This window comes from Paenirhodobacter hankyongi (genome assembly GCF_003664585.1).
Lineage (GTDB): Bacteria > Pseudomonadota > Alphaproteobacteria > Rhodobacterales > Rhodobacteraceae > Rhodobacter > Rhodobacter hankyongi.
On sequence record NZ_RCHI01000001.1, the window covers coordinates 157,868 to 183,287 of the forward strand.

General features: G+C 68.1%; 23 protein-coding genes and 2 tRNA genes. 19 read left to right on the forward strand and 6 right to left on the reverse strand.

What is annotated here, in order from left to right:
• Positions 1 to 143: 143 nt before the first annotated feature.
• Positions 144 to 884, reverse strand: coding sequence for an N-formylglutamate amidohydrolase (locus DYS74_RS00715; RefSeq protein ID WP_121530245.1), 741 nt, complete (start codon positions 882 to 884; stop codon positions 144 to 146).
• Between the two features lie 132 nt (positions 885 to 1,016).
• Between DYS74_RS00715 and pyk the strand changes: the two genes are divergently transcribed.
• From pyk to DYS74_RS00750, 8 genes are all read left to right on the forward strand, one after another.
• The gene (gene pyk, locus DYS74_RS00720) at positions 1,017 to 2,462 is read left to right on the forward strand and encodes a pyruvate kinase (protein ID WP_121530246.1); all 1,446 of its coding nucleotides are present in this window, start codon (positions 1,017 to 1,019) and stop codon (positions 2,460 to 2,462) included.
• A 31-nt stretch (positions 2,463 to 2,493) separates the two neighbouring features.
• Complete coding sequence (locus DYS74_RS00725) at positions 2,494 to 2,721, forward strand: hypothetical protein (RefSeq protein ID WP_121530247.1); 228 nt, start codon at positions 2,494 to 2,496, stop codon at positions 2,719 to 2,721.
• A 142-nt stretch (positions 2,722 to 2,863) separates the two neighbouring features.
• A complete protein-coding gene (gene rpmI / locus DYS74_RS00730; RefSeq protein ID WP_121530248.1) occupies positions 2,864 to 3,064 on the forward strand; it encodes a 50S ribosomal protein L35 in 201 nt (66 codons plus the stop codon).
• A gap of 15 nt (positions 3,065 to 3,079) precedes the next feature.
• Positions 3,080 to 3,445, forward strand: a complete 366-nt coding sequence (gene rplT, locus DYS74_RS00735) for a 50S ribosomal protein L20 (RefSeq protein ID WP_113899239.1) — start codon at positions 3,080 to 3,082, stop codon at positions 3,443 to 3,445.
• A gap of 131 nt (positions 3,446 to 3,576) precedes the next feature.
• Complete coding sequence (gene pheS, locus DYS74_RS00740) at positions 3,577 to 4,659, forward strand: phenylalanine--tRNA ligase subunit alpha (RefSeq protein WP_121530249.1); 1,083 nt, start codon at positions 3,577 to 3,579, stop codon at positions 4,657 to 4,659.
• Positions 4,656 to 5,360, forward strand: coding sequence for a hypothetical protein (locus DYS74_RS18435; RefSeq protein ID WP_147435428.1), 705 nt, complete (start codon positions 4,656 to 4,658; stop codon positions 5,358 to 5,360). Before pheS ends, DYS74_RS18435 begins: the two co-directional genes overlap by 4 nt.
• Positions 5,357 to 7,777 (forward strand): phenylalanine--tRNA ligase subunit beta, encoded by a 2,421-nt coding sequence (gene pheT, locus DYS74_RS00745; protein ID WP_121530250.1) that lies wholly within the window; start codon positions 5,357 to 5,359, stop codon positions 7,775 to 7,777. The genes DYS74_RS18435 and pheT overlap by 4 nt, the downstream gene beginning before the upstream one ends.
• An 80-nt stretch (positions 7,778 to 7,857) precedes the next feature.
• Complete coding sequence (locus tag DYS74_RS00750; protein ID WP_121530251.1) at positions 7,858 to 9,471, forward strand: GMC family oxidoreductase; 1,614 nt, start codon at positions 7,858 to 7,860, stop codon at positions 9,469 to 9,471.
• On the opposite strand, the gene DYS74_RS00755 is transcribed toward DYS74_RS00750, so the two are convergent.
• The 4 genes from DYS74_RS00755 to DYS74_RS00770 all read right to left on the reverse strand — a co-directional run bounded on the left by DYS74_RS00755 (position 9,443) and on the right by DYS74_RS00770 (position 11,921).
• Positions 9,443 to 9,829 (reverse strand): GFA family protein, encoded by a 387-nt coding sequence (locus DYS74_RS00755; RefSeq protein ID WP_121530252.1) that lies wholly within the window; start codon positions 9,827 to 9,829, stop codon positions 9,443 to 9,445. The genes DYS74_RS00750 and DYS74_RS00755 overlap by 29 nt on opposite strands.
• Entirely contained in the window at positions 9,829 to 10,560 is a 732-nt protein-coding gene (locus tag DYS74_RS00760) for a rhomboid family intramembrane serine protease (protein WP_121530253.1), read from the reverse strand. Before DYS74_RS00760 ends, DYS74_RS00755 begins: the two co-directional genes overlap by 1 nt.
• 45 nt (positions 10,561 to 10,605) lie before the next feature.
• Positions 10,606 to 11,016: an META domain-containing protein gene (locus DYS74_RS00765; RefSeq protein WP_121530254.1), complete on the reverse strand. Its 411-nt coding sequence runs from the start codon at positions 11,014 to 11,016 to the stop codon at positions 10,606 to 10,608.
• Positions 11,017 to 11,090: 74 nt separating this feature from the next.
• On the reverse strand, positions 11,091 to 11,921 hold the full coding sequence (locus tag DYS74_RS00770) for a MerR family transcriptional regulator (protein ID WP_121530255.1): 831 nt from the start codon (positions 11,919 to 11,921) through the stop codon (positions 11,091 to 11,093).
• A gap of 110 nt (positions 11,922 to 12,031) precedes the next feature.
• Here DYS74_RS00770 and DYS74_RS00775 point away from each other — a divergent pair, with 110 nt between their 5' ends.
• The 11 genes from DYS74_RS00775 (at position 12,032) to DYS74_RS00825 (ending at position 24,379) form a co-directional block, all read left to right on the forward strand.
• Positions 12,032 to 13,318 (forward strand): 4-aminobutyrate--2-oxoglutarate transaminase, encoded by a 1,287-nt coding sequence (locus DYS74_RS00775; protein WP_121530465.1) that lies wholly within the window; start codon positions 12,032 to 12,034, stop codon positions 13,316 to 13,318.
• A 4-nt stretch (positions 13,319 to 13,322) separates the two neighbouring features.
• Positions 13,323 to 13,787, forward strand: coding sequence for an Lrp/AsnC family transcriptional regulator (locus tag DYS74_RS00780; RefSeq protein ID WP_121530256.1), 465 nt, complete (start codon positions 13,323 to 13,325; stop codon positions 13,785 to 13,787).
• 57 nt (positions 13,788 to 13,844) lie between these two features.
• Positions 13,845 to 15,101: an MgtC/SapB family protein gene (locus DYS74_RS00785; RefSeq protein ID WP_121530257.1), complete on the forward strand. Its 1,257-nt coding sequence runs from the start codon at positions 13,845 to 13,847 to the stop codon at positions 15,099 to 15,101.
• 100 nt (positions 15,102 to 15,201) lie between these two features.
• A complete protein-coding gene (locus DYS74_RS00790; RefSeq protein ID WP_121530258.1) occupies positions 15,202 to 17,163 on the forward strand; it encodes a heme lyase CcmF/NrfE family subunit in 1,962 nt (653 codons plus the stop codon).
• A 2-nt stretch (positions 17,164 to 17,165) separates the two neighbouring features.
• Positions 17,166 to 17,618 carry a cytochrome c-type biogenesis protein gene (locus DYS74_RS00795; RefSeq protein WP_121530259.1) on the forward strand — a complete coding sequence of 151 codons (453 nt, stop codon included), beginning with the start codon at positions 17,166 to 17,168 and terminating at the stop codon, positions 17,616 to 17,618.
• A gap of 88 nt (positions 17,619 to 17,706) precedes the next feature.
• On the forward strand, positions 17,707 to 18,483 hold the full coding sequence (locus DYS74_RS00800; protein WP_121530260.1) for an enoyl-CoA hydratase-related protein: 777 nt from the start codon (positions 17,707 to 17,709) through the stop codon (positions 18,481 to 18,483).
• Positions 18,484 to 18,526: 43 nt separating this feature from the next.
• Positions 18,527 to 18,611 (forward strand) — tRNA-Leu (locus DYS74_RS00805).
• 228 nt (positions 18,612 to 18,839) lie between these two features.
• Positions 18,840 to 20,150, forward strand: coding sequence for a hypothetical protein (locus DYS74_RS00810; RefSeq protein WP_121530261.1), 1,311 nt, complete (start codon positions 18,840 to 18,842; stop codon positions 20,148 to 20,150).
• Between the two features lie 150 nt (positions 20,151 to 20,300).
• A tRNA-Glu gene (locus DYS74_RS00815) sits at positions 20,301 to 20,375 on the forward strand.
• A 167-nt stretch (positions 20,376 to 20,542) separates the two neighbouring features.
• Positions 20,543 to 22,330 (forward strand): ABC transporter transmembrane domain-containing protein, encoded by a 1,788-nt coding sequence (locus DYS74_RS00820; protein ID WP_121530262.1) that lies wholly within the window; start codon positions 20,543 to 20,545, stop codon positions 22,328 to 22,330.
• A gap of 156 nt (positions 22,331 to 22,486) precedes the next feature.
• Entirely contained in the window at positions 22,487 to 24,379 is a 1,893-nt protein-coding gene (locus DYS74_RS00825; RefSeq protein ID WP_121530263.1) for an acyl-CoA synthetase, read from the forward strand.
• Between the two features lie 53 nt (positions 24,380 to 24,432).
• Here DYS74_RS00825 and DYS74_RS00830 read toward each other — a convergent pair whose 3' ends face one another.
• The gene (locus DYS74_RS00830; RefSeq protein ID WP_245965155.1) at positions 24,433 to 25,416 is read right to left on the reverse strand and encodes a M23 family metallopeptidase; all 984 of its coding nucleotides are present in this window, start codon (positions 25,414 to 25,416) and stop codon (positions 24,433 to 24,435) included.
• Positions 25,417 to 25,420 lie beyond the last annotated feature (4 nt).

Consider the following 25,420-nt stretch of genomic DNA (forward strand, 5'->3'; position numbering starts at 1 on the left):
ATACCTCAGCAGAATCAAAGAATTGTCTTCAATGTCCCCGGAGTGGCGGTGAGGTCAAGAAAAGTTGATGAAAAAGCCGTAAAATCGCGGCGTCATTCCGCACAATGCGGGCTGTGCGACGGGATTGTTTCCGGGCCTGCGGTTCAGAGGCCGCTTTCGGCCAGAACCCGGCTGAGCACCGGGGCAAGGCGCTCGGCCCAGGCCTGCTGGCCCCCGGCCTCGGCGATCAGGTCGTTGCGCAGCTCGATCAGCACGTTCGGCCGGCCCGGGGCCAGCGCATGGCGGTCGATCGAATCGCCGTCGAGATGGCCGGCATAGGGCTCGTTGTCGCCCACGCAGATCCCCTCGGCCGCGAGCGCCGCGATCAGCGGCACGGCAAGCCGGCGGTCCTTGTGCGAGGACAGCACCCCCACCTGCCACGGCCGCGGCGCATGGCCGCGCAGTTGCGGGGTGAAGGAGTGGATCGCGCAGATCACCGTGTCGGGCCGACGCGCGGCCAGCGTTTCGAGCGCGGCGTGATAGGGCCGGTGCAGGCGGGCGAGGCGTTCCTCGACGGCCGCATCCGAAATCGCGCGGTTCGCCGGGATGATCGTGCCATCGTACAGCTGCATTACCAGCGTCGGGTCATCCTCACCGCGGTTCGGGTCGATCACCAGGCGCGAGAAATCGCTGTGGATGAGCGGGGCATCCAGCCGCTCGGCCAGCGCCTGCCCGAGGCCGAGCGCGCCCACGTCCCAGGCGATATGGCGTGCCATGTCGGCGGCCGCGATGCCGAGGGCGCCGCCGTTCACCCAGGCGGGCACGCGGTTCGTGGCGTGATCCACGGTGACAAGCCAGCGCGCAGGTCTTTCGGCGCCGATGATCTCGTAGGCAGGATGCGTCATGTGTTCGTCGTCTCTTTCGGTCACGACAGGTTTACGCCAGCGCGGCGGGCAGGGCCAGTTGCCCCCTGCCGGTTTTTGTTCCATAGCTGGGCGCGGCCCGCCAACCGACTGAAACAACAGGATCGAGGACGGATGAGACGCCTTCGCAACGTCAAGATCGTGGCAACGCTTGGCCCCGCATCTTCTGATTACAAGACCATTCGCGCGCTGTTCGAGGCGGGAGCCGACGTGTTCCGGCTGAACATGAGCCACGGCACGCATGACGAGCAGCGCGCCCGCTTCGACATCATCCGCCAGATCGAGGCCGACACCGGCCGCCCGGTCGCGGTGCTGGCCGACCTGCAGGGGCCGAAGCTGCGCGTCGGCACCTTTGCTGCCGGCGCCGCCGATCTGGAGGAGGGCGAGCGCTTCCGCTTCGACCTCGACCCGACCGAGGGCGACGGCCACCGCGTCTGTCTGCCGCATCCCGAGATCTTCGCGGCGCTGGTGCCCGGCACGCGCCTTCTGGTGAACGACGGCAAGATCCGGATGCGGGTCGAGGCCTGCGGCGCCGATTTCGCCGACTGCACGGTGACGGTCGGCGGCACGATCTCGAACCGCAAGGGCGTGAACGTGCCCGACGTGGTGCTGCCGCTCGCGGCGCTCTCCGACAAGGACCGCAAGGACCTGGAATTCGCCTGCGCGCTTGGCGTCGACTGGCTGGCGCTCAGCTTCGTGCAGCGCCCCGAGGACGTGATCGAGGCGCGCACGCTCGCCAGGGGCCGCGCCGCGGTGCTCTCGAAGATCGAGAAGCCCGCGGCCGAGAAGGCCTTCGACGAGATCCTCAAGGTCTCGGACGGGATCATGGTGGCGCGCGGCGATCTTGGCGTCGAGCTGCCGGTCGAGGCGGTGCCGCCGATCCAGAAGCGGCTGGTGCGCAAGTGCCGCGCCGCGGCCAAGCCGGTGATCGTCGCGACGCAGATGCTGGAAAGCATGATCGAAAGCCCGATGCCCACCCGCGCCGAGGTCTCGGACGTGGCGACGGCGATCTACGAGGGCGCCGACGCGATCATGCTGAGCGCCGAATCCGCCGCCGGCCGCTATCCGGTCGAGGCGGTGTCGACGATGAACGCAGTGGCCCGCTCGGTCGAGAGCGACCCGACCTATCGCGAGGTGATCGAGGCCTCGCGGCTGGTCGCGCGCCAGACCATCGCCGACGGCATCGTGGCGGCGGCGCGCGAGATCGCCGAGGCCACCGACATCTCGGCGATCTGCTGCTATACGCAATCGGGCAAGACGGTGTCGCTCAGCGCGCGCGAACGGCCGCGGGTGCCGATCATCGCGCTGTCGCCGCTGCCGGCGACGCTGCGCAAGCTGTGCCTGTTCTGGGGCGTGCATGCGGTGCGCTGCGAGGAGGTCGAGCGCTTCAAGATGGCCGTCGTCAACGCCGCCCGCGCGGCGCGCGACTATGGCTTTGCCGACGAGAGCAACCAGATCGTGGTGATCGCGGGGGTGCCCTTCAACGTGCAGGGCACGACCAACATCCTGCGCGTCGCGCCCTGCGACGAGCGGTTGATCTTCCGCACCGACCCGGAATAGCCTGATCCGCAGGCGGCTGCGGGGGGGCGCGATGATCGACAGTGACGTTCTGCTGGTGGGAGGGCTGCTGGTCGCGGCCTTCGCCATTCCCGCCGGTTTCTCGGCCTTTTCCGAGGGCAGGCCGCCGCGCGCGGCGGCCGTGGCGCTGGCACTCGGCGCGGTGCTGGTCGCGGCGGCGGTGCTGCAGCGACCCGGCGGCTACAGCCCCGCACAGATCCCCGCGGCCTTTGCCCGGGTGGCGGCGCGGCTGCTGCACTGAACCCGGAGCCCCGGGCCGAAACCGGCGGATTTGCTCTTGCCAAACCGGCGGCAAGGTCCTATCAGCCGCCCCCTGACCACCGTGCGGCCGGCCGTTGAGGCATGCCGAGTCGCGCGTTCACTCTCGACTAGAGGAGACGGAAATGCCCAAGATGAAGACCAAATCCGCTGCCAAGAAGCGGTTCAAATTCACCGCGACCGGCAAGGTCATTGCTGGCGCCGCCGGCAAGCGCCACGGCATGATCAAGCGCACGACCAAGTTCATCCGCGACAGCGCGGGCACGATGATCCTGTCCGACTCGGACGCGAAGATCGTCAAGAAATACATGCCCTACAACCGCTGAACGGAGGCCTGAACAATGTCCCGCGTCAAATCCGGCAAGGTCACCCACGCCTCGCACAAGAAGGTCCTGAACAAGGCCAAGGGCTATTACTCGGCCCGTTCGCGCAACTTCCGCACGGCGACCCAGGCGGTCGACAAGGCGAACCAGTACGCCACCCGTGACCGCAAGCAGCGCAAGCGCAACTTCCGCGCGCTGTGGATCCAGCGCATCAACGCCGCCGTGCGCGCGTTCGATGCCGAGATGACCTACTCGCGCTTCATCAACCTGCTCGCCAAGGCCGGCATCGAGGTCGACCGCAAGGTCCTCGCCGATCTCGCCATCCACGAGCCGGAAGCCTTTGGTGCCATCGTCGAACAGGCGAAGGCTGCCGCGGCTGCGTAATCTCCCGATTTCGGGATTGCATTTCGAACCCCGCGCCGGCGCTTCGCCGAGCGCGGGGTTTTTCGTTTCACGCGCTTGAAATCGGGCCGGAGCACGCTTAGCACGGGCTCCGACCAGCCAGGAGAGAACAGATGAACGCGCTCGACGAGCTCAAGGCGAAATATCTCGGGGGCATTGCGCAGGCCGGCGACGAGGCCGCCCTCGAAGAGCTGCGGCTTGCCGCGCTTGGCAAGAAGGGCGAGATCAGCCTGAAGATGCGCGAACTCGGGCAGATGAGCCCCGAGGAGCGGCAGACCACCGGCGCCGCGCTGAACGTGCTGAAATCCGAGATCGACGCCGCGCTGCGGGCGAAGAAGGCGGCGCTCGCCGATGCCGCGCTCGATGCCCGGCTGGCGGCCGAATGGCTTGACGTGACGCTGCCCGGCCGGCCGCGGCCCGCGGGCACGATCCACCCGGTCAGCCAGGTGATGGACGAGGTCACGGCGATCTTCGCCGACATGGGCTTCGACGTCGCCGAGGGGCCGCAGATCGAAAGCGACTGGTACAATTTCGACGCGCTGAACATCCCGCCCGAGCATCCGGCCCGGCAGGAGTTCGACACCTTCTTCATGGCGCGCGACCCGGCCGATGCGCGCCCGCCGCATGTGCTGCGCACCCATACCTCGCCGGTGCAGATCCGCGCGATGGAGGCGAAGGGCGCGCCCATTCGCGTGATCGCGCCGGGCCGCGTCTATCGCATGGACATGGACCAGACCCACGCGCCGATGTTCCATCAGGTCGAGGGCATGGCGATCGGCCGCGACATCTCGATGGCGAACCTGAAATGGACGCTCGAGGAATTCTGCAAGGCCTTCTTCGAGGTGCCGAATGTCGAGCTGCGCTTCCGCGCCTCGCATTTCCCCTTCACCGAACCCTCGGCCGAGGTCGACATCCGCTGCTCGTGGGAAGGCGGTCAGCTGAAGATCGGCGAGGGCGACAGCTGGCTTGAGATCCTCGGCTCGGGGATGATGCAGCCGAAGGTTCTGGCCGCGGGCGGGATCGACCCGAACGAATGGCAGGGCTTTGCCTTCGGCATGGGCATCGACCGCATCGCGATGCTGAAATACGGCATCCCCGACCTGCGCGCCTTCTTCGAGAGCGACCTGCGCTGGCTGAAGCACTACGGCTTCGCCCCGCTCGATCTGCCGACGGTGTTCGGGGGGCTGAGTAAGTGAACTTCGACTTTGTAAACTGGGGGCTCGGTATACTCACAGCCGTGATCGTGGCTGTGCTCGGGCGCTTGGTCTTCAAAGCGATTTCGGATCGGCTGGAAAAGAAGCCCCAATTGGATTGGTTTGTTTTGGCGGATTTTTCAGCTCCAGAGCAAAGAATCCACGCGGACTCGTTCGACGTTTTTTATGCGGCGAGGCTTCAAGACAGTGCGCGCTTTAAGCCTGACCTTATAGATCAATATCGTGCCGATCTCAGAACTTCGCGGGAGGCTGTAAAGATAAAGATAAGGAATGAGGGAGCAGGACCTTCAGAAACGGTATCTCTGTTGTTGAATGGAGATCCAACCTCGATCGATCTTAGTCCCTCAACCACTATCAAGAAGATGGTAACGGCAGATCAAAAGACCCACTTAGAGATTCCCGCAATTGGCGGAAATTCTTCGGTTGAGATGTTCCTTTATGGAGTCCCTGCCTACAAACTGGTGGGGGTTTTTCACAAGGGAATCCCTATCAGCAAAAACCTGTCAGGGTTGCTTCCCTATAAGCGCCCACGAAGTCATTGGATGTGGGCGTTGCAGGGTTTTTCCTTCGGAATGATGTTCATTGTTGCCCTCGATACCCTGGTGAAGAAGTATAGTCCTGACACTGAACTCAAGATTGAGCAGGCAGTTCAATCCGAAAATCAAGGCGAGCCGAAAAAATGAAATTCACCCTCTCCTGGCTGAAAGACCACCTCGAGACCTCGGCCACCGTGGACGAGATCGCCGAGGCGCTCACCGACCTCGGGCTCGAGGTCGAGGAGGTCGTGAACCCGGCCGCGAAACTTGCCCCCTTCACCATCGCCAAGGTGCTGAAGGCCGAGAAGCACCCCGACGCCGACAAGCTGCGCGTCTGCCAGGTGCTGACCGACGAGGGCGAGAAGACCATCGTCTGCGGAGCGCCGAACGCGCGGGCGGGGATCACCGTCGTGCTGGCGAAACCGGGCGACTATGTGCCGGGCCTCGATGTCACCCTCGGCATCGGCAAGATCCGCGGTGTCGAAAGCGCCGGCATGATGTGCTCGGAGCGCGAGCTGGAGCTTTCGGACGAGCATAACGGCATCATCGAGCTGCCCGAGGACAGCCTGAATTCCGAGGTCGGCTGCAAGTTCACCGACTGGCTGGCCGAGAACCGTCCGGCGGCGGTCGACCCGATGTTCCACATCAAGATCACCCCGAACCGCCCCGATGCGCTTGGCGTGCGTGGCGTGGCGCGCGACCTTGCGGCGCGCGGGCTTGGCGTGCTGAAGCCGCTGGTGGTCGAGGCGGTGCCCGGCGGCTTTGCCTGCCCGGTCGCGGTCGAGATCGACGCGGGGCTGAAGGAAAAGGGCTGCCCGGTCTTTGCCGGCCGCCTGATCCGCGGCGTGAAGAACGGGCCGAGCCCGGCCTGGCTGCAGGCGCGGCTGATCGCGATCGGGCTGCGGCCGATCTCGACGCTGGTCGATATCACCAACTTCTTCACCTATGACCTGAACCGCCCGCTGCACGTCTTCGACGCGGCGAAGGTGCAGGGCAAGGTGCGGATCATCCCGGCCCAGGGCGGCGAAGAGCTGCTGGCGCTTGACGGCAAGACCTATACCCTGGCCCCGGGCCAGATGGTGATCGTCGACGACAAGGGGCCGGAAAGCCTTGCCGGCATCATGGGCGGCGAGCTCTCGGGCTGCACCGAGGAGACCGTCGATGTCTTCCTTGAAAGCGCCTATTGGGACCCGATCACCATCGCCGCCACCGGCCGCGCGCTGAAGATCACCTCGGACGCGCGCTATCGCTTCGAGCGCGGCGTGGACCCCGAATTCACCCTGCCGGGCCTCGAACTCGCGACGCAGATGGTGCTTGACCTGTGCGGCGGCGAGGCCTCGGAGGTGGTCGTCGACGGTGCGGTGCCAGACACCTCGCGCGCCTACCGGCTCGACCCGGCGCGGGTGATCTCGCTGGTCGGCATGGAGATCCCCGAGGCGGAACAGCGCCGCACGCTCGAGGCGCTCGGCTTCACCTTCGAAGGCGACATGGCCGCCCCGCCGAGCTGGCGCCCCGATGTGCAGGGCGAGGCCGATCTGGTCGAGGAAGTGGCGCGCGTCGCCTCGCTCTCGAAGCTGGTGGGCAAGCCGATGCCGCGCGAGACGACCGGCGTGCCGGGGCCGATCCTGACCCCCGCGCAGGTGCGCGAGAAGACCGCGCGGCGCACGGTCGCGGCGCTCGGCTACAACGAATGCGTCACCTACAGCTTCATCGACGGCGCGGCCGCGGCGATGTTCGGCGGCGGTTCGGAAGCGATGCGGATCGAGAACCCGATCAGCTCGGAAATGACGCATATGCGTCCCGACCTGCTGCCGGGCCTGCTGGCGGCGGCGGCGCGCAACCAGGCGCGCGGCTTCGCCGATCTGGCACTCTTCGAGGTCGGCCCCGCCTTCATCGGCGGCGAGCCGGGCGATCAGGTGACGCAGGCGACCGGGCTTCTGGTCGGCGCGCGCGCCGCCCGCGACCCCTGGGGCTCGCGCCGGCCGGTCGACGTCTATGACGCCAAGGCCGATGTCGAGGCGGTGCTGGCCGCGATCGGCGCGCCGGCACGGGTGCAGATCAACCGCAAGCTCGACGCCTGGTGGCATCCGGGCCGCGCGGGCAACATCGCGCTTGGTCCGAACGTTCTGGCCACCTTCGGCGAGGTCCACCCCCGCGTGCTGCGCGAGATGGGGGTGAAGGGGGCGGCGGTGGCCTTCACCATCCGTCTGGCCAACATTCCCTTCCCGAAGGCGAAAACGCCGACCCGTCCGGCCCTTGTCCTGCACGATCTGCACGCGGTCGAGCGCGACTTCGCCTTCGTCGTCGATGCCTCGGTCGAGGCGATGACGGCGGTGAACGCGGCGCTTGGCGCCGACAAGGCGCTGATCGAGGCAGTCTCGGTCTTCGACGCCTTCACCGGCCCGAAGGCGGAAGAGCAGATGGGGGCGGGCAAGAAGTCGATCGCGCTCGCCGTCCGGCTGCAGCCGAAGGACAAGACCCTGACCGATGCCGAGATCGAGGCGGTGTCCGCCAAGATCGTCGACAAGGTGGCCAAGGCCACCGGCGGCAGCCTGCGCAAGTGACGCGGCGGCGCTGACTTCGCGTCACGCTATCCGGTCCTGAAAATCCCGTTAGGCTCCTCTCCCATTGGGGGAGGAGCCTGATGATTTTTGACTATCTGATCTTGGGCGGCGGCTCGGCCGGCGCCGTTCTGGCCGCGCGTCTGAGCGAGGATCCGGCGCTGCGGGTCTGTCTGGTCGAGGCCGGGACCGAGGCGCGGGACATCTTCGTGCGCGCGCCGGCGCTGGTCGCGGCGATGGTGCCGGGGCGACCGCCGATTCACAACTGGGCCTTCCACACCGTGCCGCAGCCGGGGCTGGACGGACGGCGGGGGTTTCAGCCGCGGGGCAGGGGGCTTGGCGGTTCCTCCGCGATCAATGCGATGCTCTATATCCGCGGCCGGCCCTCGGATTATGACGCCTGGGCCGAGGCGGGGGCGGAGGGCTGGAGCTGGGACGACTGCCGGCCGCATTTTCTTGCGGCCGAGCGCAACATGCGCGGAGCGTCGGAGTGGCACGGCGCTGCGGGGCCGCTTCAGGTCGGCGATCAGCGCCGTCCGCGTCCGGCGACCCGCGCCTTCATCGAGGCCTGCGCCGCCGTCGGCTGTGCGCCGAATGACGATTTCAACGGGACCGAGCAGGAGGGCGCGGGGCTTTACCAGGTCACGCAATTCTGGGACGGGCTGCGCAAGGGCGAGCGCTGTTCCGCGGCGGCGGCCTATCTGCACCCGGTCATGGCGCGGCCGAACCTGACCGTGCTGACCCGCGCGCGGGCCGAGCGGCTGCTGATCGCCGAGGGGCGGGCCACCGGGGCACTCGTCCGCCGCGGCCGGCGTCATCTGCGGATCGAGGCGCGGCGCGAGATGATCGTCTCGGCCGGCGCCTTCGGCTCGCCGCAACTGCTGATGCTGTCGGGGATCGGTCCGGCCGAGCATCTGCGCGAGCACGGCATCACCCCGGTGCACGACCTGCCCGGGGTGGGGGCGAACCTGCAAGACCACCTCGATTACATCGTCTCCTATACCTCGCCGCGGCCCGATGTGGTCGGGCTGAACCCGGCCGGGCTGTGGCGCATGGCGCGCGCCGCCGGGTTCTGGAAACGGCACGGCGAGGGGCTTTTCGCCTCGCCGATGGCCGAGGGGGCGGCCTTCCTGCGCTCGGAACCGGGGCTCGCCGAGCCCGACCTGCAGCTCCACTTCGTCGTCGGCATCGTCGACCGGCACATGCGCCGCCCGCATCTGGCGGATGGCTGGTCGGCGCATGTCTGCGCGCTTCGGCCGTTCTCGCGCGGGACGGTGCGGCTCGCCTCAGGCGACCCGCGGGCCGCGCCGGCGATCGACCCGGCCTTCCTCAGCGATCCGCGGGATGCGGCGCTGCTCTTGAAGGGGGCGCGGCTTCTCGATGCCATCGCCGGGGCCGAACCGCTGGCGCCGTGGCGCGGGCGGCGGCTTTACCCGCATGACGGCAGCGACGCCGGACTGATGGCCGACATCCGGGCGCGCGCCGACACGATCTATCACCCGGTCGGCACCTGCCGGATGGGGCGCGACGCGATGGCGGTGACGGACGCAAAGCTGCGGGTGCACGGCATCGCCGGGCTGCGGGTGGTCGATGCCTCGGTGATGCCGAGCCTGATCGGCGGCAATACCAACGCGCCGACGATCATGATCGCCGAGCGCGCGGCGGGCTTCATCCGCGCCGATCGGAAGGGTGGTTGACCCCGTCCGACCACGGCACGGGGTCAAGGTCGCGCGGGTTCACGCCCTCGAGGCAGCCCGCGTTCACCCCGTATTCGTTCGGGTTCGAGCGGCGCTGGTGGTGGGTGTAGATGCCGCAGGTCCTGCAAAACCAGTGCTTCGCCGTCTGCGTGCCGAACTGGTAGAGGCTCAGGTTCTCGGCCCCCTTCACGATGCGGATGCCGTCGAGCGGGGCCGAGACGGCCACCGCCCCGCGCCGCCGGCAGAACGAACAGTCGCAGCGCCGCTTCGTGTTCAGCCCGTCCGAAAGCGTCACCTCGATCTCGACGGCGCCGCAATGGCAGGTCAGGCGGTGGGGCGTGTGGATCTCGGGCAGCATCAGCGCCTCCTGCGGCGGACCACGGGGATCGTGGTGCGGATATATTCGATGTCCGGATGCGGCGGCCGGCCGTGGGTGCGGGCCCAGAAGCCCGGCCCGCCCATGCGCAGGAAATGCGGCACGCACAGCACGAGCCCGGCGAGGAAGCCGCCGATATGGGCCCAATAGGCGACGCCGCCGGTGAGGCTCGTCTCGGTGCTGCCGATCACCTGCAGCCCGAACCAGACGCCGAGCACGATCCAGGCGGGGATGGTGAAGATCCGGAAGAAGATGATGAAGATGATCAGCACATCGACGCGGGCGCGCGGGAACATCAGCAGATAGCCGCCCATCACCCCGGCGATCGCGCCCGAGGCGCCGACCATCGGGATCGTGCTGGTCGGGTCAATGGCGATCTGCGCGCCGGCCGCGGCGAGGCCCGAGAGCAGGTAGAAGGCAAGGAAGCCGAGCGGGCCGAACTGATCCTCGAGATTGTCGCCGAAGACCCACAGGAACAGCATGTTGCCGCCCACATGCATCAGGCTGGCATGGAGGAACATATGGGTGAACAGCCCCCACAGCCAGGCGCCCTGCGACACCGCCGCGGGATAGAGCGCGCCCGCCTGCCACAGCCCCTCCATGTTGCCGCCCCAGGGCGCGGTCAGGAGATAGAGCGCGAGGTTGATCGCGATCAGGCCCCGGGTGATCCAGGGCGTGCGCATCGAGGGGTTGTGGTCGCGGATCGGGAACATGGGGCGAGAGTTTCCGATCCGCCCCGTCCCGTCAAGCGAGCGGCCTTATTTCTGCGCGCGGATCAGCACCTTGCCCGCGGCATCGGTGAGCTCGAGCACATCGCCGGCCATCTGCGCATCCTTGGCGCGGCCGATGGTCGAGTGGAAGGCGCGCTCGACCTCTTCGGCCGGGCCGAGGCAGGCCATCCGGGTGCCGGCCAGCGCGCCGATCTCGAGCTTGCCGTCATGCGTGCTGACCCGGCCCGAATAGCGGTTGCAGCCCGAGGTGCCGGCGATCATCCCGTCCTCGGGGCGGGCGAGGGTGACGCTGACACCCTCGGGCACGGCGGTGCCGGCGATCTCGGTCACATGCCACTCGACGCCCATGCCCAGCAGTTCGAGCGGGTCGGCGGCGGCCTCGTCCTTGCAGGCGGCAAGCGCAAGGCAGGCGAGGGCGGTCAGCATCAGGCGGCGCATGGGGGTCCTCCGGTCATGTGCCGCGCACAGTGGGCCCGGGGGCGGGCGCCCGCAACCCGCATCACGAAAGCGTGTCAGAAGGTGGGCGGCGTGTTCACCCAGATCACCACGGTGCGGCCGTCGGCGGCATTCGCCCAGGCATGCGGGCGGCGGCTTTCGAAATAGATCGAATCGCCGATGCCCAGCTCGTGCACCTCCTCGCCGTCGAGGGTGATGCGGAAGCGGCCCTCGAGCACGGTGATGAATTCCTCGCCCTCGTGGCCATAGCCGCCTTCCGAGGCGGCGCCGGGGGCGAGGATGAAGCGGTGACAGTCCATCTGCCGGCGGCCCTCGGCCAGCACCTCGACGCGCACCCCCTCGACCGGCATCGGCCAGATCCGCGCCGCGCCCGAGCGCACCACCGGGCTGCCCGGCGCGTCCTGCCCCGACAGCCGCGACACCGTGGTGCCGTAATACTGCGCCAGATCGGCGAGCACCTTGAAGCTGACGCCGGCGCCGGTGCGCTCGAGTGTCGACAGCGCCGAGGCCGAGATCGCCATCGCCTGCGCCACGTCATCAAGCTTTTCGCCGCGGGCGTTGCGCAGCTGGCGCAGAGCGGCGCCAAGCGGTTCGTTGGTGATTGCCGTGGCGGCCCCGGTGCTGTCGCCCTCGGCCTCGAGCGTGGCGCGGATCGCCGCCGGGTTCAGCCCCGCCTCGCGGCGCAGGAACGAGATCCGCTGCAGCCGCGCCACATCGGCCGCGCTGTAAAGCCGCTGCCCCGAGGCGCGCCGCTGCGGCGCGATCAGCCCCTGCGTCTCCCACAGCCGCAGCGTCGAGGGCGCAACGCCCGCCGCGCGCGCCGCTTCGGTCACGCGGAAGGTCGGTTCGCCGTCGGTCTGGTCAGAGGGGGCGCTGGAATCGGTCATTTTCTAAGCCTTACACTGGCAATCTGCAGGGCACCATCAAAGGGTGCAAGAAATTTCTTGCAGAAAAAATGCAAAGTGCGATGGTGAGTCATCACGAATCGGAGTTCCCCATGACCGTGCAAACCTCGCCCGAACTTACCGCCCGCAAGAACGCCGCCGTCGCCCGCGGCGTGGGCATGACCACGCAGATCTACGCCGCCAAGGCCGAGAACTCCGAGGTCTGGGACAAGAACGGCAAACGCTACATCGACTTCGCCGCCGGCATCGCCGTGGTGAACACCGGCCACCGTCACCCGAAGGTGATCGAGGCGGTGAAGAAGCAGCTCGACGCCTTCACCCACACCTGTCACCAGGTGATGCCCTACGAAAACTATGTCGTGCTGGCCGAGCGCCTGAACGCCAAGGTTCCGGGCGATTTCCCGAAGAAGACGATCTTCACCACCACGGGCGCCGAAGCCGTTGAAAACGCGATCAAGATCGCGCGTCACTACACCGGCCGCTCGGGCGTGATCGCCTTCGCCGGCGGCTTCCACGGCCGCACCTTCATGACCATGACGCTGACCGGCAAGACCGCGCCCTACAAGGTCGGTTTCGGCCCGATGATGAACGACGTCTGGCACCTGCCCTACCCGAACGCGCTGCACGGCGTGTCGATGGATGACGCGCTCGAGGCGCTGAACCGTCTGTTCAAGTCCGACGCCGACCCGACCCGCATCGCCGCGATCATCCTCGAGCCGGTGCAGGGCGAAGGCGGCTTCGTGCCGGCTCCCGAAGGCTTCATGAAGAAGATCCGCGAGATCTGCGACGAGAACGGCATCGTGATGATCGCCGACGAGGTGCAGACCGGCTTTGCCCGCACCGGCAAGCTCTTCGCGATGGAACACCACGGCGTTGCCGCCGACATCACCACCATGGCCAAGGGCCTTGGCGGCGGTCTGCCGATCTCGGCGGTGACCGGCCGTGCCGAGATCATGGACCACGCCCAGCCGGGCGGCCTTGGCGGCACCTATGCCGGCAACCCGCTGTCGGTGGCCGCGGCGAATGCCGTGCTCGACGTGATCGAGGAAGAGGGCCTGTGCGACCGCGCCGCCCGTCTGGGTGCGCGCCTGAAGCAGCGCCTTGCCAGCCTGCAGGACCAGGTGCCGGAACTCGTCGAGATCCGCGGCCCGGGCTTCATGAACGCGGCCGAGTTCAACGTGGCGGGCACCGACACGCCGAACCCGGACTTCGTGAAGAAGGTCTGTGAAGAGGCGCTCGAGCGCGGCCTCGTGCTGCTGACCTGCGGCGTCTACGGCAACGTGATCCGTTTCCTGTCGCCGCTCACCATCCAGGAGCCGGTGTTCGAGGAAGCCCTCGACATCCTCGAGGCCTCGATCCTCGCCGCGAAGAAGGGCTGACACGATGTGGGGAGAGGCTCCGCGCGGGGAACGGCTCGATGACACCGATCAGCGCCTGATCGCCGCCTTGCGGCGGGACGGGCGTGCCTCGGTCTCGGACCTGGCCGCGCAGCTCGGCCTCTCCCGCGCCACCGTGCGCACGCGCATCGAGAGGCTGGTCGCGCGGGGCGAGATCTCCGGCTTCACCGTGCTCACCCGCGCCGACGTCACCGCCTCGCCGGTGCGCGGCATGATGATGCTCACCGTCGAAGGGCGCGCCACCGAGCGCGTCGTGCAACGGCTGCTCGGCCTGCCTGCGGTGCAGGCCGTGCACACCACCAACGGCCAGTGGGACCTGATCGTCGAGATCGGCACGCGCAGCCTGCCCGATCTCGACGAGACGATCCTGCACATCCGCCGCATCGAAGGGGTGCAGCGGACCGAGACCAACCTGCAGCTGTCGACCCGCCGTCCCTCGGCGCGTCTCTGACGCCTTCCCTCCGGCCCGCGCGCGCGCCATGATGGGCGCGCAAGGGGAGGGGCGGCGATGGACGAGACGATGCTGAAGCTGGGCGTCGCGCTGGCGATCGGCCTTCTGGTCGGGCTCGAACGTGGCTGGCGCGAGCGCGACGAGCCCTCGGGCAGCCGCACCGCGGGGCTGCGCACCTATGGCATCTTCGGCCTGCTCGGCGGCGTTTTCGCCGCCGTCAGCCTGGCGCTCGGTTCCTCGATCGTGCTCGGCGCGGCCTTTCTCGGCTTCGCGGCGCTGTTCGGTCTCTTCGAATACCGCGAATCCCGGCATGACGAGAATTTCAGCGTCACCGGGCTGATGGCCGGCCTTGGCGTCTTCGGCCTCGGGGCGCTCGCCGTGGTCGGCGACTACCGGGTCGCCGCGGCAGGCGGCACGGCGCTCGCCGGCATCCTTGCCAGCCGCGAGATGCTGCATGGCGCGCTGCGCCGGCTGAGCTGGGTCGAGCTGCGCTCGGCCCTTGTCCTTGCCGCGATGACGGTGATCGTGCTGCCGCTGCTGCCCGACCGCACGATCGACCCCTGGGGCGGTTTCAACCCGCGCGAGGTGTGGTTCTTCACCGTGCTGATCGCGACGATCTCCTATCTCGGCTACATCGCGGTGCGGATGCTGGGCACGACGCGCGGGCTGATCGTCAGCGGGCTTGCCGGCGCGCTCGTCTCCTCGACCGCGGTCACCGTGGCGCTCGCGCGCATGGCGAAGGAGGCCGAGCGCCCGGTGCCGCTCGCCGGCGCCGCGGCGCTGGCGGCGCTGGTGTCGGTGCTGCGGGTGACGGTGGTCGTCGGGCTGATCGGCGGGCCGGTGCTGGTGCAGATCCTGCCGGTCACCGCCACGGCGGCGGCGGTGCTGGCGCTGGTCGGCGGGCTGGTGCTGGCGCGGGCGAAAAGCCTGCCCGAGGGCAGCGAGATGTTGCGCAACCCCTTCGAGCTGCGCGCGCTGCTGGCCTTTGCCGCGCTGTTCTCCTGCGTTTCGATGCTGAACGCCGCACTCAGCGCGCGCTTCGGCGGTTCGGGCCTGATCGTCACCTCGGCCGCCTCGGGCCTTCTCGACGTCGATGTCGCGGTGCTGAGCGCGCTGCGCCTGACGGGCGAGGACTTCGCCGCGCCGATGGTCGCCGGGGCGGTGCTGATGGCGCTTGTCTCGAATACCGTCGGGCGGATCTTCCTGTCGATGCTGGCGGGGCCGGTGCGGTTCTGGGCAGCGCTGGCCCTGATCTCGGCGCTCGCCGTTGCGGCGGGCGGGGCGGTCTTTGCGGTGCTCTCCGCCGCCGGCTGAGCATCACCATCGCGTGCCCCCGCGACAATGACGCGCAGCCACCTTGGCCGGGGCCGCCAGACCTTCTATGATCGCGGCCGCGGACAGAGAGGACATTCCCATGATTGCAGAGCTCGGCCATTTCGCCCTGATCCTCGCCTTTTGCGTGGCGCTGATCCAGATGGTGATCCCTCTGATCGGCGCCCAGAAGGGCTGGAGCGGCTGGATGGCGGTTGGCGACCCCGCCGCCTCGGCCCAGTTCCTGCTGATCGCGGTCGCCTTCGCCGCGCTGATGCACGGCTTCGTCACCTCGGATTTCTCGCTGAAGGTGGTCTACGAGAACTCGCATACCGACAAGCCGATGCTTTACAAGGTCACCGGGCTCTGGGGCAACCACGAGGGCTCGATGCTGCTGTGGGTGCTGATCCTGTCGCTCTTCGGCGCCGCCGCGGCCTGGTTCGGCGGGGCGCTGCCGCCGCGGCTGCGGGCGCGGGTGCTGTCGGTGCAGGCCTCGATCGGGGTGGCCTTCCTCGGCTTCATCCTGCTCACCTCGAACCCTTTCACCCGCCTGGCCGAGCCGCCCTTCAACGGCCGCGACCTGAACCCGCTGCTGCAGGACCCGGGCCTCGCCTTCCATCCGCCCTTCCTCTACCTCGGCTATGTCGGGCTCTCGATGGCCTTCTCCTTCGCCGTCGCCGCGCTGATCGAGGGCCGCGTCGATGCCGCCTGGGCCCGCTGGGTCCGGCCCTGGACGCTTGCCGCCTGGATCTTCCTGACCATCGGCATCGCGCTCGGCTCGTGGTGGGCCTATTACGAGCTTGGCTGGGGCGGCTTCTGGTTCTGGGACCCGGTCGAGAACGCCTCCTTCATGCCCTGGCTTCTGGCCGCGGCGCTGCTGCATTCGGCGATCGTCGTCGAGAAGCGCGAGGCGCTGAAGAGCTGGACGATCCTTCTTGCGATCATGGCCTTCGGCTTCTCGCTGATCGGCACCTTCATCGTGCGCTCGGGCGTCATCACCTCGGTGCACAGCTTTGCCAATGACCCGAAGCGCGGCATCTTCATCCTGTTCATCCTCGCCCTCTTCGTCGGCGGCGCGCTGACGCTTTACGCCGCGCGGGCGGGGGCAATGCAGGCGAAGGGCGTGTTCTCGATGGTGTCGCGCGAAAGCGCACTGGTGCTGAACAACATCCTGCTGGCCACCGCGGCGCTTGTCGTCTTTGTCGGCACGCTCTGGCCGCTCGTCGCCGAGATGGCCTGGGGCCGCAAGCTCTCGGTCGGTGCGCCGTTCTTCGACAAGGCCTTCACCCCCTTCATGGTGATCCTCGCCCTGATCCTGCCGATCGGCGCGATGATGCCGTGGAAGCGGGCGACCCTTGGCAAGCTCGTGCGCCCGCTCGCCCCGGCAGCGATCCTGGCGCTCGCCGTCGCGGGCCTTGCCTGGACGCTCGAGACCGGCCGCCCGGTGCTGGCGCTGGTCGCGGCGGGGCTGGGCTCGTGGCTCGTCTTCGGGGCCGCGGCCGAGCTTTGGGTGCGCGCCGGTCGCACGCCGGCCCGTCTCGCCCGTCTGCCGCGCGCCGACTGGGGCAAGGCCACCGCGCATTCGGGGCTGGGCGTGGTCTTCGCCGGCATCGGCCTGCTGATGGCGGGCCAGGTCGAGGATATCCGCGTCGCCCAGGTCGGCGAGACCTTCACCGTCGCGGGCTATGCGATCACCCTCGACACCGTCGAGCACCTGCCGGGCCCGAACTACACCACCACCGAGGCGACGATCACCGTGCGCCAGGACGGCAAGTTCGTCGCCACGCTGCATCCCGAGAAGCGGATCTACCCGGTGCAGGCGATGCCGACGACCGAGGCCGACATCGACAACGGCTTCCTGCGCGACGTCTATCTGGTGATCGGCGACCCGCAGGAGGGCGGTGGCTGGGCGGTGCGCACCTATATCAAGCCCTTCGCGGACTGGATCTGGGCCGGCGCGCTGCTGATGGCCCTTGGCGGGCTGCTCAGCCTGAGCGACCGGCGCTATCGCGTCGCCGCCGGCGCCCGCAAACCCGCCGCCTCCACCATCCAGCCCGCGGAGTGACCATGCTGAAACGTCTTGCGCTGCTGCTGCTTCTGGCCACCCCCGCCCATGCCGTGCAGCCCGACGAGGTGCTGGCCGATCCCGCGCTCGAGAAACGCGCACGGGAAATCAGCCAGGTGCTGCGCTGCCCGGTCTGTCAGGGCGAGAACATCGACGAATCGAATGCCGATGTCTCGCGCGATCTGCGGCTCCTGGTGCGCGAGCGCCTGACGGCGGGCGACAGCAATGCGCAGGTGCTCGACTACATCACCGCGCGCTATGGCGAATATGTGCTGTTCGAGCCGGAAAGGACCGGCGCGAACCTGATCCTCTACTGGACCGGGCCGGCGGTGCTGCTGGTGGCGCTTGGCGGTGCCTTCGTCTGGATCCGCCGCCGCCGGCGCGAGGAACCGCCCGCGGCGAAGGCCCTCAGCCCCGAGGAAGAGGCGCGGCTGAAGGAGCTGATGAACTCCTGAGCCACCCGCGGCCCGGGCCGTGACGCACGGTTTCGCTTTCGTCCCCCGTTGTCCCGGCTAATCTCCGGTCGGGACAAGGGAGGACGGCATGAGCTGGCAGACGATCCGTTACGAGATTTCCGAGGGGCTTGCGGTCATCACGATGAACCGCCCCGAGGTGATGAATGCGCTCAACACCACGATGCGGGCCGAGCTGCTCGAGGCGCTGAGCCGCGCCACGGGCGAGGCGCGGGCGATCGTGCTGACCGGCGCGGGGCGGGCCTTCTGCTCGGGCCAGGACCTGGCCGATGGCGCGGCGACCGGGGTGCTCGAACTCGAGACCGTGCTGCGCGAGGAATACGAGCCGATCCTGAAGGCGATCACCGACTGCCCGGTGCCGGTGATTGCCGCGGTGAACGGCGCCGCGGCCGGGGCAGGGGCCAATCTTGCGCTCTCGGCCGATGTGGTGATCGCTACCGAATCGGCGGTCTTCCTGCAGGCCTTCACCCGGATCGGGCTGATGCCGGATGCGGGCGGCACCTATTGGCTGCCGCGGCAGGTGGGGCTTGCCCGCGCCATGGGGCTCGCGCTTTTTGCCGACAAGGTCACTGCGGCCGAGGCCGCCGCGCAGGGAATGATCTGGGAGGCGGTGCCCGACGTCGATTTCGCCCATCACTGGCGTGCCCGCGCCGAGCATCTGGCCAAGGGCCCGACCCGCGCCTTTGCCGCGGTGAAACGCGCGATGCGGGAAAGCTCGGCCAATGATCTGTCGGCGCAGCTGTCGCTCGAGGCGGAACTGCAAGGCGGGCTTGGCCTGACGCAGGACTTCCGCGAGGGGGTGCAGGCCTTCCTCGAGAAGCGCGCGGCACGGTTCGAGGGCCGCTGAGCGCTTGCCGGCGGGCCCCGGGCACGCTAGCCAAGGGCCGAGTGCGGGCGTGGCGAAATGGTAGACGCATGGGACTTAAACTCCCTCGGGCCCAGCCCATGCCGGTTCGAGTCCGGTCGCCCGCACCACGACCAAGCGAGACCGGTCCGGCCCCGATCTGGCGGGGCCATTCCGCAATCGCCGCGCATTGCGCGTGTCAGCCGTCACCTGAGAGCGTCCCCGCGCGGTGGAGACGGCACGCCCTTTCCGGCATGGTCGGTCATCGTCATGCGGCCGGCTGGCTGGACAGGACAGATGTGGTGCGGCACAGTGCCGGGGTCGGGATGGCTTGACCCGAGCTTGCAAGGACAGGAAATGTGATTCGGGATAACGTAATTTTTGGCAAAGAAAATTTCCTCTTTCTCCACAACGGGGCGCATGCCGAAACCTCGCTCCTGATCGGAGAGGCGGTGCCGGAGGCCACGTCGGTGCGCAATTTCCGCGACAACATCTCGGCCAGGCGGGCCTGGTGCGCGGAACGGGGCATCGCCTATGCGCATGTCGTCTATCCGTCGAAGCATCTGGTCTATCGCGACCACCTGCCCGACGATCTTGCGGGGCGGGTCGGCGGCATCTATCAGCGCTATTTCGCCGGCGATGACGAGATCCTCTATCCGATCGACCTGCTTCTCGAGGGGCGGAAGCAAGGCCACGTCTTCAGAACCTGGGATACCCATCTGAATGATCGTGGCGCGCTGATCGTTGTGCAGGCCCTGCTGTCGAAGATCGGGATTGAGGCCGGCGACATCCAGGACGCCTTCGAGGTTGCCGAGAGCAATCTGGGCGGCGATCTGGCAAATATGACTGCACTGTCCGGAACGGTCCCCGAGATGGTGCTCCGACAAAAATTCAGGTTTTTCATTTCCAATAACTTGCCGCTGTTGCCGCGAAACCGGTTTCACAGCGTCGTCATTCGCAACCGGCATTCCGTGACCGAGAGCAGGCTTCTGGTGTTCGGCGACAGCTTCCTGCACCAGTCGCTCAAGTTCCTCGCCCGCTATTTCCGGGAAATCCTCTTCGTCCGCTCGTCGTCCTTCCAGGAGGACATCGTCGCGCTCTACGAGCCGGACGCGATCATCTCCGGCAATGTCGAGCGATACCTGATGAAGGTCAATCGCGATGTCGACGCTGATAGCTTCCTGCTGTCGCAGCTCAATTCCCCCGACTATGCGTCGGACGACCGGCATCAGCTGGCCTTCAACGCGCAGCTGTCGCACCGCTTCCACCGGCTCGCCTATGACCGCTGGACCCCCGCCATCGACGCGCTGCAACCGTCTGCGGAAACCCAGCTCGTGCCGGTTCAGGATCTGGTCAGCACGGGAACGTCCTTCCGGGCGACCGGCAACGATCCGATCTTCTCGATCCATGGCACTGCGGGGCAACGGATCGAGAGGTTCACGGTCGAGTTCGTGTCGGATGTCGATTCTGTGGCGCAGTTCTTCTTCATCCCCGAGGGCGACCGGACGTTCAGTGGCGAGCACAGCATCAGCCTCGCCGTCGTCCGGGGATTCAACCGGCTGCAGTTCGAATTGGGGGGGCAGCTGGTGAAAGGTCTCCGCTTCGATCCGTTGGCCGCACCCGGGACGATTTCGCTGCGGCGTTCCGAGCTCGTGACGCTGCCCGGCTGAGATCTTCGATTGTCGATCGCGGGGGCAGCTCCTTGAAACGATGCGGTCGCAGCGGGGCAAGGCGATGCGGCCTGCTCACCAACCCGTGCGACGGTGCAAAATCCGCTTGTGCCCGCCAAGGCATCGGCCTATATCGCCCCCCACGGATGTGGCGCCTTCGTCTAGGGGTCAGGACGTGTGGTTCTCAGCCATAAAACACGGGTTCGAATCCCGTAGGCGCTGCCAATCTTCCGCGACATGAACGATCACCGCCGACCACCCTTCGGGGTGGCGGCGGCGTTCTGCTTTCTTCCCCCGCCATCACGGCTGCGTGCAGATTCTGCCTGCAGGAACACAATGCTTGCCCGGAGCGGTTTCGCCGCCTAAACGGGCAACAAACGAAGGGAGAGCCCATGGCACGCAGACCGCAAGCCCCGATCGAGGACCGGCCCACCACGAAACGCATCGGCGCGCTGAGGGGGCTTGCCCCCTTCGTGCGGCCCTATCGCGGCACCGCTGCCGCGGCGCTCGCGGCGCTTGTCCTCACCGCCTCGATCAGCCTGATCCTGCCGATCGCGGTGCGCCGCGTCGTCGACGGGTTCCAGCAGGGGGCCGAGCTGCTCGACCAGTATTTCGGTGCGGCCCTCGTCATCGCGGCGCTGCTCGCGATCGGCACCGGGCTGCGCTATGCCCTTGTCACCCGCTTCGGCGAACGCGTCGTTGCCGATATCCGCAAGGCGGTGTTCGGCCGGGTGATCGGCATGTCGCCCTCGTTCTTCGAACGCATCCTGACCGGCGAGATCATCTCGCGCATCACCACCGACACCACGCTGATCCTCTCGGTGATCGGCTCCTCGGTCTCGGTCGCGCTGCGCAACGTGCTGATCCTGATCGGCGGCCTGCTGATGCTGCTCGTCACCTCGGCCAAGCTGACCGGGCTGGTGCTGCTGGTGGTGCCGCTCGTCGTCGTGCCGATCGTGGTGATGGGCCGGCGGTTGCGCGTTCTCGGCCGCGAGAACCAGGACTGGATCGCCGCTTCCTCGGCCTCGGCCTCGGAGGCGCTGCTCTCGGCGCAGACGGTGCAGGCCTTCACCCACGAGGCGCTGACCCGGCGCGCCTTCTCGGACGTGACCGAGAAAAGCTATGACTCGGCGCGGCGGCGGATCAGCACCCGCGCGCTGATGACGGTGATCGTGATCTTCCTCGTCTTCGCGGGCGTCGTCGGCGTGCTGTGGGTCGGTGCGCGTGACGTGCGCGGCGGCGCGATGTCGGTGGGCGAGCTGGTGCAGTTCGTGATCTATGCGGTGATGGTCGCGGGCTCGGTCGGGGCGCTCTCCGAGATCTGGGGCGAGCTGCAGCGTGCCGCGGGCGCGACCGAGCGTCTGGTCGAGCTGCTCTCGGCCCATGACAGCGTCACCGATCCCGAGCATCCGGTGCCGCTGCCGATGCCGGCGAAGGGAGCGATCCGCTTCGAGGACGTCAGCTTCCACTATCCCTCGCGGCCCGAGACCTCGGCGCTCGATCATGTCGAACTGACGATCGAGCCGGGCGAGACCGTGGCCCTTGTCGGCCCCTCGGGGGCGGGCAAGACCACCGTCGTGCAGCTGATCCAGCGCTTCTGGGACCCGGAGACGGGGCGCGTCACGATCGACGGCTATGACCTGCGCAGCCTGGCGCGTGCCGATTTCCGCCGGGCCATCGCGCTCGTGCCGCAGGACCCGGTGATCTTCGCGGCCTCCGCGCGCGAGAACATCCGCTTCGGCCGGCCCGAGGCGACGGATGCCGAGGTCGAGGAGGCCGCGCGCGCGGCCCATGCCTGGGACTTCCTCACCGCGCTGCCGCAGGGCTTCGACACCTATGTGGGCGAGCGCGGCGTGATGCTGTCGGGCGGGCAGAAGCAGCGCATCGCCATCGCCCGCGCGATCCTGCGCGACGCGCCGATCCTGCTGCTCGACGAGGCGACCTCGGCCCTTGATGCCGCGTCCGAGCGCGAGGTGCAGGCGGCGGTCGACCGGCTGTCGGTCGGGCGCACCACGGTGATCGTGGCGCACCGGCTGGCCACGGTGAAGAAGGCGCATCGCATCGTCGTCTTCGACGAGGGCCGGATCGTCGCCCAGGGCACGCATGAGGAACTGGTGGCCCAGGGCGGGCTTTACGCCGAGCTTGCGAAGCTCCAGTTCACCGACGGCGCCGCCCTCTGAGGCGGGCGCCGCTTCCCCCGCGGCGCGGGGCAGGACTGCCCTCGCGTCATGGCTGCCATGACGTGACGTTTCGGTAAGCCTTGCCCTTGCCGCCCGTCGGCGCTTTGACGCATTCTGCGGGCGAGGCCCGGGGAGGAACGGGCAGGGGAGGTTGAGATGGCGGAAGTCTATGCCACGGTCGCGGACCGTGATCGTATCGAGCGTGAGGCGCCCTGGGCGGCGCGCGACAACGCGAAGACGCTGTACGAGTTTCTGACGCGTGCGAAACAGCGCCACGGGGCGCGGCCGGCGCTGTCGTTCCAGCTGTTCTCCGACCCGAAGGCGCCGGCGCAGACGCTGACCTGGTCGGCGCTGCATGCGCGGGTGACGCAGGCCGCGAACCTGCTGCGCAGCCTCGGCGTGGGCGAGGGGGACACCGTCGCCTATCTGCTGCCGAACTGCCTCGAGACTGCGATCACGCTGCTGGGCGGGGCGACGGCGGGCATCGTCAACCCGATCAATCCGCTGCTTGAATCCGAGCAGATCTCGGCGATCCTGCGCGAGACCAAGGCCAAGGTCCTGGTCACGCTCAAGGCCTTCCCGAAGACCGACGTGGCGCAGAAGGCGGCCGAGGCGGTGAAGTTCGCGCCGAACGTGCAGACGGTGCTCGAGATCGACCTGAACCGCTATCTCGCGCCGCCGAAAAGCTGGATCGTGCCCTTCCTGCGCCCGAAGATGGAGACGCGCCATCACGCCGACGTCTTCGATTTCAACCGCGAATGCGCGAAGATGCCGGGCGACCGGCTGACCTTCGCGGACAGCACCGGCGACCGGGTCGCGGCCTATTTCCACACCGGCGGCACCACCGGCATGCCGAAGGTGGCGCAGCACAAGTATTCGGGGATGATCTACAACGGCTGGCTCGGCGGCACGCTGCTGTTCGACGAGACCGACGTGATGATCTGCCCCTTGCCGCTGTTCCACGTCTTCGCCGCCTATCCGATCATGATGTCGGCGATCGCGGCGGGCGCGCATGTGGTGATGCCGACGCCCGCGGGCTATCGCGGCGAGGGCGTCTTCGACAATTTCTGGAAACTGGTCGAGCGCTGGCAGGTCACCTTCCTCATCACCGTGCCGACGGCGATCTCGGCGCTGATGCAGCGGCCGGTGAATGCCGATATCTCGTCGCTGCGCACGGCGATCTCGGGCTCGGCGGCGCTGCCGGTCGAGCTGTATACCCGCTTCAAGGAGGCGACCGGCGTCGAGGTCTGCGAGGGCTATGGCCTGACCGAGGCGACCTGCCTCGTCGCGGTGAACCCGCCCGACGGCAAGAAGAAGGTCGGCTCGGTCGGTCTGCCGCTGCCCTACACCCATGTGCGGATCCTGCGCCGTGTGAACCACGAATACATCGAATGCGGCATCGACGAGGTCGGCGAGATCTGCGTCGCCAACCCGGGCGTCTTCGAGGGCTCGACCTATACCGAGCCGGACAAGAACCACGATCTGTTCGCCGAGGACCGCTTCCTGCGCACCGGCGACCTCGGGCGCCTGGATGGGGACGGCTATCTGTGGATCACCGGCCGCGCAAAGGACCTGATCATCCGCGGCGGGCACAACATCGACCCGGCAGAGATCGAGGAGGCGCTGCTCAGCCATCCGGCTGTGGCCTTCGCCGGTGCCATCGGCCAGCCTGACAGCTTCGCGGGCGAGCTTCCCTGCGCCTATGTCGAGCTGGTGGCGGGCGCCGAGGTGACCGAGGCCGAGATCATGGCCCATGCGAAGAAGCACATCCACGAGCGCGCCGCGATCCCGAAGCATATCGAGATCATGGCGGAACTGCCGAAGACCGCGGTCGGCAAGATCTTCAAGCCCGACCTGCGCAAGCGCGCGATCCAGCGGGTGCTGGACGCCGCGCTGAAGGAGGCGGCGATCGCCGCCCATGTCGTCTCGGTGATCGAGGACAAAAAGCGCGGTCTGGTGGCCGAGATCGCCACCACCGGCGCGGTCGAGGAAGAGGCCGTCAAGCGCAAGCTCGGCGAGTTCACCGTGGCCTGGGAATGGGCGAAGTGAGCCGGACCTGAGATCAGGGGGCGGGCCGCTGGTCCGCCCCTTTCCCTTTGCGCTCAGCCGCCCAGCTCGACCGTCGCGTGCCGCGTGCCGATCACCTTGCCGGCGCGGACCAGCTCTGCCGTGGCGCGGTAGGGGCCCCGGGCAAAGCCGCCCGGCGGAGCCTTCTTGCCGGCATAGCGGAAGAACAGCGCCTGTCCCTTGGCAACCGGCATCTCCTGCGCGAAGCGAAAGCCCGCGGGCCCCTCGATCACCACGCGCAGCACGTCGCCCGTCACGCTGTCCCAGCCATAGGCCCAGAGGATCAGCGCGCCGGCATCGGCGGGCAGGTGGGTCTCGGCAGGGGCGCCATTCCGGATCGCGGCATACTCGGGCGGGGCCGCCGAGAACCCGGCCTCGAGCAGGCCGCCGGGGGTGTAGGGCAGGGGGCTTTGCCACAGCCCGGCCTGCGCGGCGGTGGTGCAGCTTTGCGCGGCCGCGGGCAGGAACGGGTCGACGGGGGCGCCGTTCTCGCGCAAGGTCAGGTGCAGGTGCGGAAACTCGGCGAGCCCCGAGAGGCCGACAAGGCCGAGGGGGGTGCCGGTCGCGACCGTCTCGCCGGGTTTCACCCGGATCGAGCCGCGTTTCAGATGGCAATATTGCGTCTGCCAGCCCGCGCCATGCTCGATCACCACGCCGTTGCCGCATTCCTTGCCCGCGACGCTTTCGCCGGCCAGGAATGCGCCATCCGCCTCGCCGTCGCGCACTGCACGCACCCGGCCGGGGGCGGCTGCCAGCACCGCGACGCCCGCCTCCATCGCGGCGCGGGTGGGCAGGGCGAAATCCGTGCCGTCATGGCCTTGGTAGGTGACGGTGCCGCAGCCGTAATCGCGGATCCCCGGCCCCGGGTCGCGGTCGACGTACTGCTGGATGTAGCAGTCCTTGCCCAGCGTGCAGTCGATGGGCAGGGCAAGCGTGATCGCCTCGGCCGACGCGGCCGGGGCAAGGAAAATCCCGGCCCCGAGGATCAGGGCCGGGATCCGATGTCGTCTGGACCGCACGGGA

Excerpts from the sequence above, each read along its gene's own strand:
- DYS74_RS00715 (WP_121530245.1), bottom strand. The coding sequence starts at position 884 with ATGACGCATCCTGCCTACGAGATCATCGGCGCCGAAAGACCTGCGCGC.
- pyk (WP_121530246.1), top strand. The coding sequence starts at position 1,017 with ATGAGACGCCTTCGCAACGTCAAGATCGTGGCAACGCTTGGCCCCGCA.
- DYS74_RS00725 (WP_121530247.1), top strand. The coding sequence starts at position 2,494 with ATGATCGACAGTGACGTTCTGCTGGTGGGAGGGCTGCTGGTCGCGGCC.
- rpmI (WP_121530248.1), top strand. The coding sequence starts at position 2,864 with ATGCCCAAGATGAAGACCAAATCCGCTGCCAAGAAGCGGTTCAAATTC.
- rplT (WP_113899239.1), top strand. The coding sequence starts at position 3,080 with ATGTCCCGCGTCAAATCCGGCAAGGTCACCCACGCCTCGCACAAGAAG.
- pheS (WP_121530249.1), top strand. The coding sequence starts at position 3,577 with ATGAACGCGCTCGACGAGCTCAAGGCGAAATATCTCGGGGGCATTGCG.
- pheT (WP_121530250.1), top strand. The coding sequence starts at position 5,357 with ATGAAATTCACCCTCTCCTGGCTGAAAGACCACCTCGAGACCTCGGCC.
- DYS74_RS00750 (WP_121530251.1), top strand. The coding sequence starts at position 7,858 with ATGATTTTTGACTATCTGATCTTGGGCGGCGGCTCGGCCGGCGCCGTT.
- DYS74_RS00755 (WP_121530252.1), bottom strand. The coding sequence starts at position 9,829 with ATGCTGCCCGAGATCCACACGCCCCACCGCCTGACCTGCCATTGCGGC.
- DYS74_RS00760 (WP_121530253.1), bottom strand. The coding sequence starts at position 10,560 with ATGTTCCCGATCCGCGACCACAACCCCTCGATGCGCACGCCCTGGATC.
- DYS74_RS00765 (WP_121530254.1), bottom strand. The coding sequence starts at position 11,016 with ATGCGCCGCCTGATGCTGACCGCCCTCGCCTGCCTTGCGCTTGCCGCC.
- DYS74_RS00770 (WP_121530255.1), bottom strand. The coding sequence starts at position 11,921 with ATGACCGATTCCAGCGCCCCCTCTGACCAGACCGACGGCGAACCGACC.
- DYS74_RS00775 (WP_121530465.1), top strand. The coding sequence starts at position 12,032 with ATGACCGTGCAAACCTCGCCCGAACTTACCGCCCGCAAGAACGCCGCC.
- DYS74_RS00780 (WP_121530256.1), top strand. The coding sequence starts at position 13,323 with ATGTGGGGAGAGGCTCCGCGCGGGGAACGGCTCGATGACACCGATCAG.
- DYS74_RS00785 (WP_121530257.1), top strand. The coding sequence starts at position 13,845 with ATGGACGAGACGATGCTGAAGCTGGGCGTCGCGCTGGCGATCGGCCTT.
- DYS74_RS00790 (WP_121530258.1), top strand. The coding sequence starts at position 15,202 with ATGATTGCAGAGCTCGGCCATTTCGCCCTGATCCTCGCCTTTTGCGTG.
- DYS74_RS00795 (WP_121530259.1), top strand. The coding sequence starts at position 17,166 with ATGCTGAAACGTCTTGCGCTGCTGCTGCTTCTGGCCACCCCCGCCCAT.
- DYS74_RS00800 (WP_121530260.1), top strand. The coding sequence starts at position 17,707 with ATGAGCTGGCAGACGATCCGTTACGAGATTTCCGAGGGGCTTGCGGTC.
- DYS74_RS00820 (WP_121530262.1), top strand. The coding sequence starts at position 20,543 with ATGGCACGCAGACCGCAAGCCCCGATCGAGGACCGGCCCACCACGAAA.
- DYS74_RS00825 (WP_121530263.1), top strand. The coding sequence starts at position 22,487 with ATGGCGGAAGTCTATGCCACGGTCGCGGACCGTGATCGTATCGAGCGT.